Source organism: Neobacillus sp. B24, assembly GCF_055381825.1.
Genome location: NZ_AP035777.1, coordinates 1,684,662 through 1,699,230 on the forward strand (window position 1 = coordinate 1,684,662; position 14,569 = coordinate 1,699,230).

At 41.7% G+C, this 14,569-nt stretch carries 17 protein-coding genes; 10 read left to right on the forward strand and 7 right to left on the reverse strand.

What is annotated here, in order from left to right; all coding sequences use genetic code 11:
- The first annotated feature begins 69 nt into the window (after positions 1-69).
- Positions 70-1,101, forward strand: a complete 1,032-nt coding sequence (locus ACZ43M_RS08420) for a ThiF family adenylyltransferase (protein ID WP_464506958.1) — start codon at positions 70-72, stop codon at positions 1,099-1,101.
- A gap of 28 nt (positions 1,102-1,129) precedes the next feature.
- Here ACZ43M_RS08420 and ACZ43M_RS08425 read toward each other — a convergent pair whose 3' ends face one another.
- Positions 1,130-1,693, reverse strand: coding sequence for a DUF2777 domain-containing protein (locus ACZ43M_RS08425; protein ID WP_464506959.1), 564 nt, complete (start codon positions 1,691-1,693; stop codon positions 1,130-1,132).
- A gap of 336 nt (positions 1,694-2,029) precedes the next feature.
- On the opposite strand from ACZ43M_RS08425, the gene ACZ43M_RS08430 reads away from it, so the two are divergent.
- Both ACZ43M_RS08430 and ACZ43M_RS08435 read left to right on the forward strand, forming a co-directional pair.
- Positions 2,030-3,517, forward strand: a complete 1,488-nt coding sequence (locus tag ACZ43M_RS08430) for an alpha-amylase family glycosyl hydrolase (RefSeq protein ID WP_464506960.1) — start codon at positions 2,030-2,032, stop codon at positions 3,515-3,517.
- 1,216 nt (positions 3,518-4,733) lie between these two features.
- On the forward strand, positions 4,734-5,606 hold the full coding sequence (locus tag ACZ43M_RS08435; RefSeq protein WP_464506961.1) for an SDR family oxidoreductase: 873 nt from the start codon (positions 4,734-4,736) through the stop codon (positions 5,604-5,606).
- Positions 5,607-5,655: 49 nt separating this feature from the next.
- Here the strand turns inward: ACZ43M_RS08435 and ACZ43M_RS08440 are convergent, their stop codons facing one another.
- Positions 5,656-6,147 (reverse strand): YajQ family cyclic di-GMP-binding protein, encoded by a 492-nt coding sequence (locus ACZ43M_RS08440; protein ID WP_464506962.1) that lies wholly within the window; start codon positions 6,145-6,147, stop codon positions 5,656-5,658.
- Between the two features lie 126 nt (positions 6,148-6,273).
- Here ACZ43M_RS08440 and ACZ43M_RS08445 point away from each other — a divergent pair, with 126 nt between their 5' ends.
- A complete protein-coding gene (locus ACZ43M_RS08445; protein ID WP_464506963.1) occupies positions 6,274-7,137 on the forward strand; it encodes a CvfB family protein in 864 nt (287 codons plus the stop codon).
- Positions 7,138-7,207: 70 nt separating this feature from the next.
- Positions 7,208-7,339: a DUF3941 domain-containing protein gene (locus ACZ43M_RS08450; protein ID WP_081810752.1), complete on the forward strand. Its 132-nt coding sequence runs from the start codon at positions 7,208-7,210 to the stop codon at positions 7,337-7,339.
- Positions 7,340-7,371: 32 nt separating this feature from the next.
- Here the strand turns inward: ACZ43M_RS08450 and ACZ43M_RS08455 are convergent, their stop codons facing one another.
- Entirely contained in the window at positions 7,372-8,229 is an 858-nt protein-coding gene (locus ACZ43M_RS08455; RefSeq protein ID WP_464506964.1) for a DegV family protein, read from the reverse strand.
- An 87-nt stretch (positions 8,230-8,316) separates the two neighbouring features.
- On the opposite strand from ACZ43M_RS08455, the gene ACZ43M_RS08460 reads away from it, so the two are divergent.
- Together ACZ43M_RS08460 and ACZ43M_RS08465 are read left to right on the forward strand one after the other, a co-directional pair.
- Positions 8,317-9,159: a YitT family protein gene (locus ACZ43M_RS08460; protein ID WP_464506965.1), complete on the forward strand. Its 843-nt coding sequence runs from the start codon at positions 8,317-8,319 to the stop codon at positions 9,157-9,159.
- Between the two features lie 18 nt (positions 9,160-9,177).
- Positions 9,178-9,933, forward strand: coding sequence for a BsuPI-related putative proteinase inhibitor (locus ACZ43M_RS08465; protein WP_464506966.1), 756 nt, complete (start codon positions 9,178-9,180; stop codon positions 9,931-9,933).
- Between the two features lie 41 nt (positions 9,934-9,974).
- Here the strand turns inward: ACZ43M_RS08465 and ACZ43M_RS08470 are convergent, their stop codons facing one another.
- The 3 genes from ACZ43M_RS08470 to ACZ43M_RS08480 form a co-directional block, all read right to left on the reverse strand.
- Positions 9,975-10,160: a DUF3813 domain-containing protein gene (locus tag ACZ43M_RS08470; protein ID WP_464506967.1), complete on the reverse strand. Its 186-nt coding sequence runs from the start codon at positions 10,158-10,160 to the stop codon at positions 9,975-9,977.
- A 2-nt stretch (positions 10,161-10,162) separates the two neighbouring features.
- On the reverse strand, positions 10,163-10,312 hold the full coding sequence (locus ACZ43M_RS08475) for a hypothetical protein (RefSeq protein ID WP_464506968.1): 150 nt from the start codon (positions 10,310-10,312) through the stop codon (positions 10,163-10,165).
- A gap of 226 nt (positions 10,313-10,538) precedes the next feature.
- Positions 10,539-11,348 (reverse strand): Cof-type HAD-IIB family hydrolase, encoded by an 810-nt coding sequence (locus ACZ43M_RS08480; protein ID WP_464506969.1) that lies wholly within the window; start codon positions 11,346-11,348, stop codon positions 10,539-10,541.
- Between the two features lie 203 nt (positions 11,349-11,551).
- On the opposite strand from ACZ43M_RS08480, the gene ACZ43M_RS08485 reads away from it, so the two are divergent.
- The 3 genes from ACZ43M_RS08485 (at position 11,552) to ACZ43M_RS08495 (ending at position 13,501) form a co-directional block, all read left to right on the forward strand.
- A complete protein-coding gene (locus ACZ43M_RS08485) occupies positions 11,552-11,860 on the forward strand; it encodes a metal-sulfur cluster assembly factor (protein ID WP_464506970.1) in 309 nt (102 codons plus the stop codon).
- Positions 11,861-11,875: 15 nt separating this feature from the next.
- Positions 11,876-12,214, forward strand: a complete 339-nt coding sequence (locus tag ACZ43M_RS08490; RefSeq protein WP_464506971.1) for a DsrE family protein — start codon at positions 11,876-11,878, stop codon at positions 12,212-12,214.
- Between the two features lie 159 nt (positions 12,215-12,373).
- Complete coding sequence (locus tag ACZ43M_RS08495; protein WP_464506972.1) at positions 12,374-13,501, forward strand: TIGR04053 family radical SAM/SPASM domain-containing protein; 1,128 nt, start codon at positions 12,374-12,376, stop codon at positions 13,499-13,501.
- A 60-nt stretch (positions 13,502-13,561) separates the two neighbouring features.
- Here the strand turns inward: ACZ43M_RS08495 and ACZ43M_RS08500 are convergent, their stop codons facing one another.
- Positions 13,562-14,260, reverse strand: coding sequence for a Crp/Fnr family transcriptional regulator (locus tag ACZ43M_RS08500; RefSeq protein WP_464506973.1), 699 nt, complete (start codon positions 14,258-14,260; stop codon positions 13,562-13,564).
- Between the last annotated feature and the right edge of the window lie 309 nt (positions 14,261-14,569).

Below are 14,569 nucleotides of genomic sequence, written 5' to 3' on the forward strand. Positions count from 1 at the left end.
TTTAAAATTAAAATTTTAGGAAGAAATCTGGTAAGATATAAATACATGTTGACAGGAAAGAGGTTTTGTATGAGCAACTTGGAACGGTATTCAAGGCAAATGTTGTTTGCGAAAATTGGTGAAGACGGGCAAAAGAGGCTGTTAAAGGCTCGAGTGGCGGTTGTTGGTGCCGGGGCCCTAGGGACCGTTATTGCCAATCACCTTGTCCGGTCAGGTGTAGGCTATATCAGGTTAATTGACAGGGACTTAGTGGAGTTATCAAACTTGCAGCGGCAGACATTGTATGACGAGGACGATGCCGCCGTTAACCTTCCAAAAGTGGTCGCAGCCCAAAAGCGATTAAATAAAATCAATTCCGAAGTTGAAGTGGATGGTGTGATCGCCGATTTAAACCTTGACAATGCTGAAGATCTTTTAAAAGATTTTGATGTGATTATCGACGGTACCGATAATTTTATGACTCGTTTCTTAATCAATGATGTTGCTGTTAAATTCGGGATTCCGTGGGTCCACGGTGCCGCGGTTAGCTCGAGGGGGATGTTCGCCGTATTTAAACCAGGCAGCACACCTTGTTATCGCTGCTTATTTCCACATGTTCCTGCTGGTACTGGTGAAACCTGTGATACCGTTGGGGTTCTGTCACCATTAACCGATATTATTGGCTCCTTTCAGGTGATGGAAACTATTAAATTATTGGTGGGAAACGGGGAAACAACGCCTAACCTCGAGCAAATCGATATTTGGGATGGCACATCGATGCAGATGGATATTTCACAAGGCAGAAACCCACAATGTCCTGCATGTGTAAAGAGACAATTCGATTTTCTGGACCGCTCCTCTAATTTACAGATGGCTTATACTACTTTGTGCGGGAGAGATACTGTCCAAATCATTCCAAGGAATAAGCAAGAATTGGATTTACATAAGCTTGGTGAAGCATTGAAAAAAAGCGGACGAGTGGCGGTGAATGAATTTTTGCTGCGCTTTGCACCCGAAGAGGGTCTGTCTGTAACGGTGTTTAAAGACGCTCGGGTATTAATTCACGGCACAAATGATATTGTCACCGCGAAAACTTTACATGCCAAATATATCGGAAATTAAAAAGACTCAGGGACCCTGAGTCTTTTAACTACGAAATCATTTTTTCAATGATTAATCTTTTGCCAGTATTTAAGGTGAATTCAAAGCGATCGTTGATTTTTTCAAAGTAGCAAAAGTGGTGCTGGACGCTGCAAATCTGTTCCTGATTATCAAACACCATAAAGTTTACACCATCTTTTCGGTTTTCATCCGAAAGAAAGGATAAATGATTATAGCAGTATATACAGTCATAGATGGAAAAATTTAATGAATTTAATGTAGTGATAAATTGGAAAAAGGCATCATCATTAATTCCATCTAGGAGTCTCTCAAGCGAATAAATCAAGTGCTTCCTAATTCTTACGAGATCCTGGTCTCTCAGCATGGTTACTTCATTGCCGACTCGGATTTTTCCCGGTTCTTGCAATATTCCTTTTTTCCAGCGGTTCATTCGAAAGACTTCGATTTCCTGGTGAAGATATTCATCCAGCATCGATGCCTCTTCTGTTTCCTCATCAAAAAATATCCATTGATCATTTATATGTTCAACAGACCCTTCAGTATAAGCTCTCTTTTGAATATCGTATAGGTGGATTCGTTGCTGTCGATTCATCGCTAACCTCCGTGGCAGATGCTTTCATTTTTCTTTTTAGACATCTTCATAGATTTTTATAACCCAATTATTTTAAAAAACTATGTATAGCATTGTTGACCATACGCCCCAAATGACCCTCTTTCAGAAAAGAACATATTATTTCCCTTACTTAAGGATATTCTCCTCCATGCTATTTGACACAAAAATTCCTTTATTCGCCTATATAGAATGGGCGAATAAGTTTATCAGAGTAAATCGGGAAATGATGATAAAAGTTGGAATAAAAAACAACCTTGGATTAAAATGAGTATAGGCCGGGCCCTCAACCCGTGCTTTTTTCTGAGGAGGAATTTTATGAGAAAAATAATCCCGATTTTGATAGCCGTGTGTTTATGTTTACCGCTCCCTGCCGGCGCAGCAGAAAAAGAGGCTGTAAACTGGCAGGATGAAACGATTTATTCGATTGTAGTGGACCGGTTTAATAATGGAGATACCAGCAATGATCTTGATGTTAACGCCAATGATCCTTTAACCTATAACGGTGGGGATATACAGGGAATCATTGAGGAATTGGACTACATACATGATATGGGCTTTTCGGCCATTCGATTGACACCCTTGTTCGACAATGCCCCAAAGGGCTACCATGGCTACTGGGTAGAGGATTTCTATAAAGTGGATGAGCATTTTGGCACAATGAAGCAATTTCAGCAGTTGGTAAAGGAAGCACATAAGCGGAACATGAAGGTGTTTATCGATTTTGTTACGAATAATGTGGCAGAAACCCACGAATGGGTGAAAGATTCAAGCAAGCAAGACTGGTTTCATCGTAAGACTCAACAGGAGTTAGAGAATGCTTGGGTTGATGGGCTGCCCGATCTTAATCAGGATAACCCTGAAGTGAAAAATTATTTAATAGACGCGGCAAAATGGTGGATTAATAAAACCGATATCGACGGCTATAGTCTTCCTGAAGTCAATCGTGTTCCAGTCAGCTTTTGGCGTGAGTTTTCGGCCGAAGTCAAAAAAGAGAAGAGCGACTTTTTCCTTGTCGGAGTTCCTGCTGAAAAAAGGGAAATCGATTGGGAACAATACGAGTCTGCAGGAATTGACAGTTTATTCGACTACGGGCACAGTGAGAACCTGAGAAAGGTTTTTGCCAATACGAATACTTCATTCCAATCTCTAAAAACAAACCAAGAAACTAGGCTGCCAACCAACTTTTTTGACAATGAATTCACACCAAGATTCACGAAGGATATTGTAGATGAACGCCAGTTTCCCGGTTCGCGCTGGAAGACAGCATTAACCTATCTTTATACTACACCAGGTGTTCCGGTTGTTTATTACGGAACGGAAATTGCGTTAAATGGCGGCGACACCCCGGATAACCGAAAGCTGATGAGTTTCCGCTCTGAAAAGGAACTTATGGAATATATCACTAAGTTGGGAGAATTAAGGAGCAAGCTGCCTTCTTTAACCCGCGGAACAATGGAAATGCTGTATGACAAAGAGGGTATGGCGGTTTATAAGCGTGTGTATCAAGGGGAAACCTCAATAATTGCCATCAATAACACAAGGGAGTCACAGAAGGTTACCTTAACCAGCGACCAGCTTGAAGGCGGGAAAGAGCTGCGCGGCTTGCTGGCCGGCGACATGGTCCGCAGTCATGAAGACCAGTACAATATCATCATCGACCGTGATAATTCGGAAATCTATGTCCTGGCCGAAAGATCAGGTTTAAACCTGCCGTTAATTACAGCAGTAGGTGTATCGGTGTTGTTAATTTTGGTGTTTCTGATCCTGATTATTAAACGAAGCAAAAGGAATATCGTAAAATAAATAGCAGCGCATCGGGTTTAAGAACTATAGGGTTCACTTAAAGGATGCACGAAGACAAATTGACACACGAAATGGCATACGAATTGACGTATGCCATTTTTGTTGTCGTACCAAGGGTTTAGAGGGTGTTTCAAGAAGGATTAACAGGGTATTAAATAAGTTAAATAGCAAGGGACAATACTTATTGTACAACGTAAAATTAATGTCAAATTAAATGCCATTTTTAATGCTAGAACCGGTGCCAGTTGGGGAGTCTTTGGCTACCGAAATGGAGAAACTCCAGTAAGTTGGGTCGCCAATAGAGGGTCTTAGCTACCGAAATGGTGAAACTCCAGTGAGTTCGGTCGCCAATAGAGGGTCTTGGCTACCGAAATGGTGAAACTCCAGTGAGCTCGGTCGCCAATAGAGGGCCTTAGCTACCGAAATAATGAACACCCAGTGAGTTCGGTCGCCAATAGAGGGTCTTGGCTACCGAAATGGTGAAACTCCAGTGAGCTCGATCGCCAATAGAGGGCCTTAGCTACCGAAATAATGAACACCCAGTGAGTTCGGTCGCCAATAGAGGGTCTTAGCTACCGAAATGGTGAAACTCCAGTGAGCTCGGTCGCCAATAGAGGGTCTTGGCTACCGAAATAATGAACACCCAGTGAGTTCGGTCGCCAATAGAGGATCTTAGCTACCGAAATAGTGAAACTCCAGTGAGTTCGGTCGCCAATAGAGGATCTTAGCTACCGAAATAGAAAACACCGAGTGAGTTCGGTCGCCAATAGAGTGTCTTAGCTACCGAAATAGTGAAACTCCAGTGAGCTCGGTCGCCAATAGAGGGTCTTAGCTACCGAAATAGTGAAACTCCAGTGAGCTCGGTCGCCAATAGAGTGTCTTGGCTACCGAAATAGTGAAAATCCAGTGAGTTCGGTCGCCAAGAGAGGGTCTTAGCTACCGAAATGAAGAAATCTTGGAAAAAAACGTGCCCAATTCACTACTTCAAAACACCAAAGTTTGCTAAAACATCCTAAAAAAGAGTGCCATTTCGATTCAAAAAAGCACTCTTTTCTATGTTATTTTGTTGTCATATTCTCTGGCACTTGCTATGCCAAAACAAGGTCATGCACCTCTAAAGTGAACCCTTTAGTTTAAGAACCCGGTGCGTTTTTTATGATAATTTGTCTCATTTTTCTAAGACTAATAAAGAACTATATTGTTGGAGGTATAAAAAATGAGCAGTTCCCAAAAGCAGCAAAAGCAAACCTTCCCGCCGCAGCATCAAAATCATCAGCCTGGAACTGAAAGTGAAATGAATCCAAGGCCGAACTCAATCGCCCCAAACTATAAACCTGCTGGGAAATTAACTGGAAAAACGGCCATCATCACCGGCGGTGACAGCGGAATTGGCAAAGCAGTTGCCATTTATTTTGCAAAAGAAGGGGCAGATGTGGCTATTGCATACCTAAATGAACATAGGGATGCAGAGGAAACAAAGAACTTGATTGAAGGTGAAGGCCGAAGATGTCTTCTGTTTTCGGGGGACGTGGGTTCTGAGGAATTTTGCAAAGAAGTTGTGAATAAAACGATGGATCAATTCGGCAGACTTGATATTCTAGTAAACAATGCCGCTGAACAGCATCCACAGCCAAGTATTTTAAATATAACATCAGCCCAACTGGAAAAAACATTTCGGACTAATATTTTTTCCTTTTTCTATATGACGAAAATGGCGCTGCCTTTTTTAAAGAAAGGCGCATCAATTATCAATACCGCATCGATTACGGCTTATAAAGGAAATGAACAATTACTGGATTACTCTGCAACCAAGGGAGCAATTGTTACTTTTACTCGTTCACTCGCGCTTTCACTGGCACCGCAGGGAATCCGTGTAAACGGTGTTGCACCAGGGCCAATCTGGACTCCGCTCATTCCGTCAACTTTTTCAGCTGACCAGGTTGCAACTTTTGGATCAGATACGGAAATGGGACGAGCCGGTCAACCGTCTGAGCTTGCTCCGAGCTATGTATTTCTGGCCTCTGAGGATTCCTCCTACATAAGCGGCCAAATGATTCATGTAAATGGCGGGTCAGTTGTAAACGGATGACAAAACAACCAATAAATAGTCGGGAAGGACCAATCCTTCCCGACAATTATTAGCGGTAGTTGATAAACTGCACATCAACAGTAAGGTCGGCTTCCCGTACCAAAGAAATGATTTTTTGCAGGTCATCGCGGCTTTTACCGCTGACGCGGACTTGGTCATCCTGGACCTGGGTCTTTACCTTAACACCGCTGTTTTTAATGATGGTATTAATCTTTTTGGCGTTTTCTTTATCAATCCCTTGAACAAGCTTGGCCCGCTGCCGGACAGTACCACCGGAAGCCTTTTCAATTTTGCTGTAATCAAGATTGCGCACTGGCACGCCGCGTTTGATCAGCTTGCTAAGCAAAACGTCTTTTAACTGGTCCATTTTATATTCGTCATCAGAAACGAGAACAAGCTCTTCCTTTTCAAGAGTGACCTCACTTTTGCTGCCTTTAAAGTCATAGCGTGTGCCAATTTCCTTCATCGTTTGTGTTACAGCATTTGACACTTCAGAAAAATCAACTTTGGATACAATATCAAATGAACTATCTTTGGACATAACAAACCTCCACAAAAACTTAATAATCTGCTAAAGTTTCCCTTTATAGCACTATTATAGTAAAATATAGCAGTCCATTACAACTTCGAAAGTAACAGCTCCGAAGCGCGAAAAGGAGAGAGCAAAATGGCTATAAATGAATTTATTGGTAAAACGACCATTCTAACGGTTGCCCGCAAGGCTCCATTCGGCTATTTTTTAACAGATGGCAATGAAGATGTTTTATTACATAAAAATGAGACTGATCAAGAGTTTGAAGACAACGAGCAGGTCGAGGTGTTTATCTTTGTTGATTCAGAAGGACGCCCAGCTGCATCCACAGTTATCCCGGAAGTATCTGTTGACCGTTATGCGTGGGTGAAGGTAACAGATGTCAAACCGGAAATCGGTGTCTTTTTAAATATTGGCCTGACAAAGGATATTTTGCTGGGAGCAGACGATCTGCCAGCACATCGGTCTGTTTGGCCAAAACCAGACGACCTGCTTTATATCACGTTAAGGGTAAACCGCAGCAATCTGTTGTATGCAAGGCTGGCAACTGAACCTGTCATTCAGTCCATTTCGACTAAAGCAACCCGTAAAGAATTTAATAAAAATGTCCATGGGCATATTTACCGGACAGCCAAAGTTGGCAGTTGGATTTATACGATTGAAGGCTTTAAAGGATTTATCCACGAATCCCAGCGGAAGCAGGAGCCTCGTCTCGGTGAAAAGGTCGAAGGACGGGTCATCGATGTCAAAGAAGACGGGACCATTAACGTATCGTTGCTTGGCAGAAAGCAGGAGGCACAGGATGTCGACGCTGAAAGGATTTACGAATACCTCCTTAGCAGAAACGGTGCCATGCCGTACAGTGACAAAAGCATGGCGGATGACATTCAGGAACGATTTGGTTTGAGTAAGGGAGCCTTTAAACGCGCCCTTGGAAAGCTAATGAAAGAAGGCAGAGTGTATCAGGAAGACCTCTGGACATATGTAAAGAAAGATTAATAATTGGTTACATAGTCCGTTTTCAATTGGCAGAAACTAGAGTGACAGCAATTGAAAGGAGTATGGAAAAATGCCGCACACTTCTGATAATGATAAAAAAGCTCAAGACAATAATGCCTTACGACATGAAAAAAACATGATGCGTGAAAAAAATCGTCAGGCTGGCAAAAATCAATACTCGAAAAAGACTGACCATAAGTAAAAAACAGAGCGGCCCTCGCTCTGTTTTTTTATTTATGGTAATTGGTTTAAAAAGAAAATCGAAATGGTACCCGGTCCTGTATGGCTGCCGACCGCTGACCCAATTTGAGAGATATAGACCTCTTTTGGATGAAACTCTTCTTCAATCATCGCTTTCATTTCTGACGCTGTTTCTTCCGTATCTGCATGGCTAATGGCGATCACCTGTTCATTAAGACGGTTCCCGCGCTCATTCATCAGCTCGATAATCCGGCGCATTACCTTTTTCTTGCCACGGATTTTTTCGATAGGGACCAGCTTTCCATCCTCAACATTTAGGACCGGCTTAATATTTAATAAGCCGCCCAGAAACGCTGAGGCTTTAGAGACTCGGCCGCCCTTTGCCAAATAATCCAAATCCTCCACTGTAAACAGATGCTCCATGTGTTGGGCCCGGAACATAACATCCTTTACAATTTCCTCTTTTGGAACATTATTCGCAGCAAGCCGTGCTGCCTCCATCACAATCAAGCCTTGGCCAAGTGAAGCACATTTAGTGTCAATGATGGTTAAATTAAAATTTGGATATTTTTCCTTCACTTGGTCAAGAATCATAACAGCGGTGGAATACGTACCGGACAATTCTGATGAAAATGCTATGTAAATTCCATCCTCATTGTTTTCCGCCATTTTTGTAAAAGTTTCTTGAAACATTAGCGGAGAGACTTGCGATGTTTTTGGGACTTCGCCGCTGCGGATGGCTTCGTAAACAGTTTTAGGATTAATCGTTTTGACATCCTCGTACTCTTGGTCTTTAAGATGAACTTTTAATGGTAACAGTGTTACATTTTGTTCTTCATAAAAACTTTTCGGTAAATCGCATGCGCTGTCAGCCAGTATTTTTACCTGCATTAGGCTCACCTGCTTTCAAAATCTATATTCACTTTCTAAGTTTATCGGTTTCACCAAAAAAATACAATAATTAAGGGGGAACTACCCATGGTTTGGCTGCAAATAAAAAAAATTGCCGTTGTCATCATCGGTGCCTTTTTAACAGCTGTCGGTATGAATTTATTTCTCATCCCGGCCAACGTTTATTCTAGCGGTTTTACTGGGATCGCCCAATTGCTGTCCAAAGTGTTAACCGACTACACTCCGATGAACCTGTCAATGGGACTGCTCTTGCTATTATTAAATATTCCGGTAGCGATTCTCGGCTGGCTGAAGGTCGGCAAATCGTTCACAATTTACAGTTTTATCTCTGTCGTACTATCCTCAGTATTTTTAGAAATCATTCCGGTCAAACAATTGTCCCATGATATTTTATTAAATGCCGTATTTGGCGGTGTCATTATTGCTGTCGGTATTGGACTTACCTTAAAGTGGGGAGCCTCGACGGGTGGTCTGGATATTATTGCAATGGTGTTATCAAGAATCAAGGATAAACCAATCGGGCCGTATATGTTCCTGTTAAATAGCCTGATTATCCTGACAGCGGGGTTCTTATTTGGCTGGGAAAAAGCGCTTTATACCTTGGTCTTTCTTTATACCTCAACAAGAGTAGTCGACGCCATCCACACCAGCCATGCCAAACTTACGGCGTTTATCATCACCAAAAAAGCAGATGAGCTGAAAAGAGCGATTCATGAGAAGTTGGTTCGCGGGATTACGATGATTCCGGGTAGAGGTGCCTTTTCTAATGAAAATAGAGATATCATGATGATTGTTATTACCCGGTATGAACTGTTTGATTTAGAACGCATCATCAAGGAAGTGGATCCGAAGGCATTTACAAATATTGTCCAAACTACAGCCGTTTATGGGTTTTTCCGAAGAAACTAAAGGAAAACGGGGGTCCTTATGCGAATACTTATTCTTATGATTTTATTTGTCATTCCGATGATGACGAAGCCGGAAGAAAGTGGGGTGGAGAAATTAAAATATCAATTTACTGTCATCCCGATTGTTGGACCGGAAAGTGTAGAGCTGGAGCTGGTCTTAAGGAATGAAGAAAATTTTCCGCTCCATTTTGAATTTCCTACCTCTCAGCTTTTCGAAATCACCATTTCTGATAGTAGTGGCAGGGAGGTTCATGTATATTCAAAAGGACGTTACTTTTTACAGGCTTTTCAAACATTGAGCCTGAAACCGCAGGATACACGTACTATCATTCAAAAATGGGATTATTATTCCGATGGGAAAAGGGTTCCCCCAGGAGAATATCAGGTCACGGTTTCACTAAAGCCGATAAATATGAATGGGAAACCAATTCATAACCGACATAAGCTGACCAGTATCCAAAAGCTGATGGTTCCTGAAGAAAATCCAGCTTTTCGCCATGTAAAGGTATCAGGCAAAAATGGCAGGTATGTTGTTTCCGGGGAAGTTAGTGCGGACACTTACTTTTATAGTGTCGAAAATGGACATAACGAATATATCAAGGAACAACAGATTCGGGCTCAAGGTGTTGGAAAATGGGAGCCATTCTCGTTGAATATTGAAGTTCCTCCCGAAGCAGTGCCGAAAAATGGCTCGTTGCTGTTGATTCTTTATCAAAAAAATAAAAACGGAGAGATTGTTAATCACTATCCAGTAGTATTAGAGCGGAGGCCATAAAAAGAAAAGCGGAAGCATCATGAAAGATGCCTCCGCTTTTCTTACGTAAGTTGATCAAGCTTCTGTTGCATTTCATGGAGCTGTCGTTGCTCTGCGAGGGTGGAGTTGGCAAAGGCAGAGCTTAAGGCATTCTTTGCTTTTGCCACGGCCATTTCGCGGTCTTCTGGGCCGGCAGCAGCTGCCGATTCAACAAATCTGCGTGCTTCCTGGAATAAACGGTTACCCATCGTTAAATTCCTCCAAGCGAGGAGTCTTGTACATTGGCCATCTTCTGAGCTTCCGCCTCAGCGTAGGTCATGTGATAAGGGATCCGTTCTGCGTGCTTGTTGACCGAATCCTTTCCTTGCTGGACAAAGCGTCTAGATCTGTTTTTACCCATTACAATCCCTCCAATATGCTAGAAAGCTCTATTTGAAACAGCTTGGCTGCTTCATCCTCTAGTATGCTCTATCTCTGAAGGGTTGATTTAGGTAAACTATGGACAAATTTTAAACCTTAATTTTAACTACTGCCTAGCTACATAAGGAAAAACTTCGGCAGCATAATCATCGCACCACTAAAAGCGATAGCTTATAGGAGGAGCGCCTGGTCAAGGCGCTTCCGCTTTATAATTTTAACAAATCCGCCAAATAGGCACCGACGCCGTCTTCTTCATTTGTGAGGGTGACGTCATTGGCAATATTTTTAACCTGGTCAATACCATTCCCCATCGCAATTCCATGGCCGGCATATTCGAGCATTTCTAAATCATTGTCCTCGTCACCGAAGGCTATGACCCGTTCCTTAGGGATGCCGTAATAATCTGCCGCCTTTTTTAAACCGACGGCTTTATTTAATCCAGCCTTAATGATTTCAATAACATGCCATGGTGCCGCCCAACTGCGCTGATCAATGACTTCAGCATGGACCTCTGACAGATGATCGCGAATTTTCTTTAATTGGTCTTCTTCAGTATGAATAAGCATACTGGTAGGTGAATCCTTCAAATAATTGCTCAGATCACCTGTGGTAATTTTTGGATTCCCGAAACTGAAAATATCCAACAGCTTCTGGTCATGATAATGGAAGTACACATCATCGATCACTTCAGCAATAATATTATGAAATTGAAAGCTCCTGCATGCCTCGACAATGTCTTTAGCGACATTGACATCCAGCGGCTCATGAAAATATCCCCAATTGGGGTTCCTTGGGTGATGGGTGAATGCACCGTTAAAGTTGACAATCGGGGTATCCAGTTCCAATTCACGGTAGTACATTTCGCTGGAACGGTATGGTCTTCCGGTTGCAATCATAACAATATGGCCTTGTTCTTTTGCTTTTTTTAGCATGTCCTTGTTTTTTGCAGAAATTGTCTTGTCGTCCTTTAATAGTGTTCCATCCAAATCCAAGGCAATTAAATGTCTCTCTGTCATAGTAACCCTCTCTTTAGTTGATATTCCCGAAGGTAGAAGCAATAAAAATCATTGGCGAATTACTTTTATTATCAATATGTTAACAATTAATATGAAAACTGTAAAAAAATTCACTTCATTTGGCTTTAAAAAGCGATATACTGGTTTTCGAAATTCCTTTTGTTATAATGGTAACAATAAACCTGTTTGGGAGTGAAACTGACATGAATGAAGAATTAAAAGAAAATATAATGGGCGCATTGGAGCTTGTTATTGACCCAGAACTTGGGGTAGATATTGTTAATTTGGGCTTAGTATATGATGTTGATATGGATGAAGAGGGAATAGTAACCGTCACAATGACATTAACTGCGATGGGCTGTCCACTTGCTGGAACCATTGTGGATCAAGTTAAGCGAGCCTTGGCTGATATCCCGGAAATTAAGGATACTGATGTTAATATCGTTTGGAATCCGCCTTGGCATAAAGATATGATGTCCCGCTATGCTAAAATTGCATTAGGCATCCGTTAAGGGGGCTGGGGCATAATGAAAAATAAAGTGATTTTGGTAAGTTCAACCGAGCTAGGCAGAGGAGACCAAGAACTCGGGGAAAATGTTCTCGAGACATTTTTCACGATTTTAAAACAACGTGAGGAATTGCCGGCAGCTGTTTTTTGTATGAACAGTGGAGTATTAACCATGACTGAGCAGTCGTTAATTTCTGTCCATCTGAAGGAACTGGAAGAAAAAGGTGTTGATATTTTAGCGTGCAAAACCTGTGCCGATCACTATGGTGTTAGTGAAAAACTAACCGTTGGAAAAATAAGCGGCATGGGTGATTTTATTGATCTTGCCGCAAAATATGAAGTAATTACGATTTCTTAAAAACAGCAGGAGTTTTCTTGCTGTTTTTTTTGTCCACAAAACGTCCATATCTATTCCCAAGGTTGTGAGGAAGTTCACTTTATTCCAACATAAACACCTTTATAATACTAGGTAATTAGGCTATTGGGATTGAGATAATCGTTTTAGGAGGCGTTTCTGATGGATTTTAGCCGAGATTTTAATAAAGATCCGTTTATTGTGATATGGGAACTTACTCGTGCCTGTCAGTTAAAGTGTCTGCATTGCCGTGCCGATGCTCAGTATGCAAGAGACCCGAGGGAATTATCCTTTGAAGAAGGTAAACATTTAATTGATCAAATATATGATATGAATAATCCGATGCTTGTTTTTACCGGTGGGGACCCGTTGATGAGGCAGGATATTTTTGACCTTGCCAAATATGCGGTCTCAAAAGGGGTGCGTGTGTCCATGACCCCAAGTGCAACCCCAAATGTAACAATTGATGCCATGCGCAAGGCGAAAGAGGTCGGCCTTTCCCGCTGGGCATTCAGTATCGATGGGCCAACAGCCGAGGTGCATGACCATTTCCGTGGTACTGCGGGATCGTTTGATCTGACAGTGGAAAGAATCAAATTTTTGCATGAATTGGATATGCCGATTCAAATCAACACCGTTATCTCGAGATACAATGTTGAATATCTTGAAGAAATGGCCAAAATGGTTGAGGACTTGAATTGTGTGCTATGGAGCGTATTCTTCCTTGTTCCAACCGGAAGAGGTCAGGTAACTGACATGATTTCACCTGTTGAGCATGAAAAAGTACTGCGCTGGTTATATGATTTGAGCAAACGGGTTTCATTTGACATTAAAACAACCGAGGCCATGCATTACCGCCGTGTGGTTATTCAGCAAAAAATGCGCGAAGCGAAAGCACAAACTGACGAAATCAATTATTTGTCCGCATTAACTGAAAAAGGGTTAACGGGCTCGATTGATGGTCTCGGACGTGCGCCTAAAGGTGTAAATGACGGCAATGGGTTTGTGTTTATCTCCCATATCGGAGATGTCTATCCAAGCGGCCTGCTGCCGGTTAAAGCAGGAAATGTCCGGGAAACTCCGTTAGCGGAGATTTATCGTGAATCACCTATTTTCAAATCGCTGCGTAATCCGGATGGATTCAAGGGAAAATGCGGTGTATGTGAATTCCGTAATGTGTGCGGGGGCTCACGTTCGCGTGCCTACGCGATGACGGGTGATTATTTGGAAAGCGAACCATTCTGTGTTTATATTCCAAAGGCAATGAGAGAAAAACAGGAACAACAATAACAAAGAGGGCAGCCGGAATCCAGCTGCCCGCCAAAAATAAAAGACGGGGGAGACCCCGTCCTACTCAATATTGCAATAAATAGCTGAACAATTTTCACAGCCAATTTCATCTTTTAAATATTGTAAATCCAGAATCGTGATTTTGCCGCGTTTCATTGAAATAATATTGTCACGCTTTAATTCACTTAGAATCCGGTTAGTGCTTTCGCGGGACGTACCGCAAAAGTTTGCTAGCTCTTGATTGGTCAAAGGCAAATCAATCAAGATTCCCTCACTTTTTTCTACACCATAGCTATTCGTCATTCTAATTAAAGTTGAAAAAAGTGCCCCGCGTTTACCATTAAGGACAAGATCGCGGAACTTTGTCTGTGTTTTACGGAAGTGGTCACTCATCCACTTCATGAATTCAAACGCCAGCTTACTGTTTTGAAAAATTTCACTCTCGATGACATCTTTTTTAATCGCGACAATTTCACCCTCTTCGAGAATCTTGGCACTTAATAGATATTTGGGGCTGTCAGTAAACAGGGTTAGCTCGCCGCAAATATCGTTTTCACCGCAAATTCTTAACGAAAGCTCCCGACCATCGGATGTGATTTTGCTAATTTGAATCTTTCCCGACATTATCACATAAAGCTCTTCCGCAATCATTCCCTCTTGAAATAAAAATCTGCCTCGCTCACTTTTAAATCTGCGGTCAGCAAATTTTAATAATTCTTTTATTTCAATTGACTGAGTAGTTTTCATTGTCGCAGTCATGGTATCCACCTCGTATTGTTAAGTTTTGTCCCTGCAATTTGGTTTGTTAGTAACATTTTAGCTTAAGATTTGTGAAAGAAACCGAGTAAACAATGACAATATAGTGAAAACTAGCGCCCAATTTTTTAAAAACTGTGACAAGTACTACAAAAATTTTCCTTATGAAGGAAAAATAAGGCAAGAAATTCAGCTATTTCCTGCGATTGTTTTGATAAAAAGTATTTTAATAGTGAATAAAGTAACAGTCTTTTTATCCTGACATCTGGTACAATAGAAACAAATAACTTCTTTTACTATATATGGAGTTGA

Bases quoted from the DNA above. Each gene is read 5' to 3' on its own strand.
- ACZ43M_RS08420 (WP_464506958.1), top strand. From the start codon at position 70: ATGAGCAACTTGGAACGGTATTCAAGGCAAATGTTGTTTGCGAAAATT.
- ACZ43M_RS08425 (WP_464506959.1), bottom strand. From the start codon at position 1,693: ATGAATCGACAGCAACGAATCCACCTATACGATATTCAAAAGAGAGCT.
- ACZ43M_RS08430 (WP_464506960.1), top strand. From the start codon at position 2,030: ATGAGAAAAATAATCCCGATTTTGATAGCCGTGTGTTTATGTTTACCG.
- ACZ43M_RS08435 (WP_464506961.1), top strand. From the start codon at position 4,734: ATGAGCAGTTCCCAAAAGCAGCAAAAGCAAACCTTCCCGCCGCAGCAT.
- ACZ43M_RS08440 (WP_464506962.1), bottom strand. From the start codon at position 6,147: ATGTCCAAAGATAGTTCATTTGATATTGTATCCAAAGTTGATTTTTCT.
- ACZ43M_RS08445 (WP_464506963.1), top strand. From the start codon at position 6,274: ATGGCTATAAATGAATTTATTGGTAAAACGACCATTCTAACGGTTGCC.
- ACZ43M_RS08450 (WP_081810752.1), top strand. From the start codon at position 7,208: ATGCCGCACACTTCTGATAATGATAAAAAAGCTCAAGACAATAATGCC.
- ACZ43M_RS08455 (WP_464506964.1), bottom strand. From the start codon at position 8,229: ATGCAGGTAAAAATACTGGCTGACAGCGCATGCGATTTACCGAAAAGT.
- ACZ43M_RS08460 (WP_464506965.1), top strand. From the start codon at position 8,317: ATGGTTTGGCTGCAAATAAAAAAAATTGCCGTTGTCATCATCGGTGCC.
- ACZ43M_RS08465 (WP_464506966.1), top strand. From the start codon at position 9,178: ATGCGAATACTTATTCTTATGATTTTATTTGTCATTCCGATGATGACG.
- ACZ43M_RS08470 (WP_464506967.1), bottom strand. From the start codon at position 10,160: ATGGGTAACCGTTTATTCCAGGAAGCACGCAGATTTGTTGAATCGGCA.
- ACZ43M_RS08475 (WP_464506968.1), bottom strand. From the start codon at position 10,312: ATGGGTAAAAACAGATCTAGACGCTTTGTCCAGCAAGGAAAGGATTCG.
- ACZ43M_RS08480 (WP_464506969.1), bottom strand. From the start codon at position 11,348: ATGACAGAGAGACATTTAATTGCCTTGGATTTGGATGGAACACTATTA.
- ACZ43M_RS08485 (WP_464506970.1), top strand. From the start codon at position 11,552: ATGAATGAAGAATTAAAAGAAAATATAATGGGCGCATTGGAGCTTGTT.
- ACZ43M_RS08490 (WP_464506971.1), top strand. From the start codon at position 11,876: ATGAAAAATAAAGTGATTTTGGTAAGTTCAACCGAGCTAGGCAGAGGA.
- ACZ43M_RS08495 (WP_464506972.1), top strand. From the start codon at position 12,374: ATGGATTTTAGCCGAGATTTTAATAAAGATCCGTTTATTGTGATATGG.
- ACZ43M_RS08500 (WP_464506973.1), bottom strand. From the start codon at position 14,260: ATGACTGCGACAATGAAAACTACTCAGTCAATTGAAATAAAAGAATTA.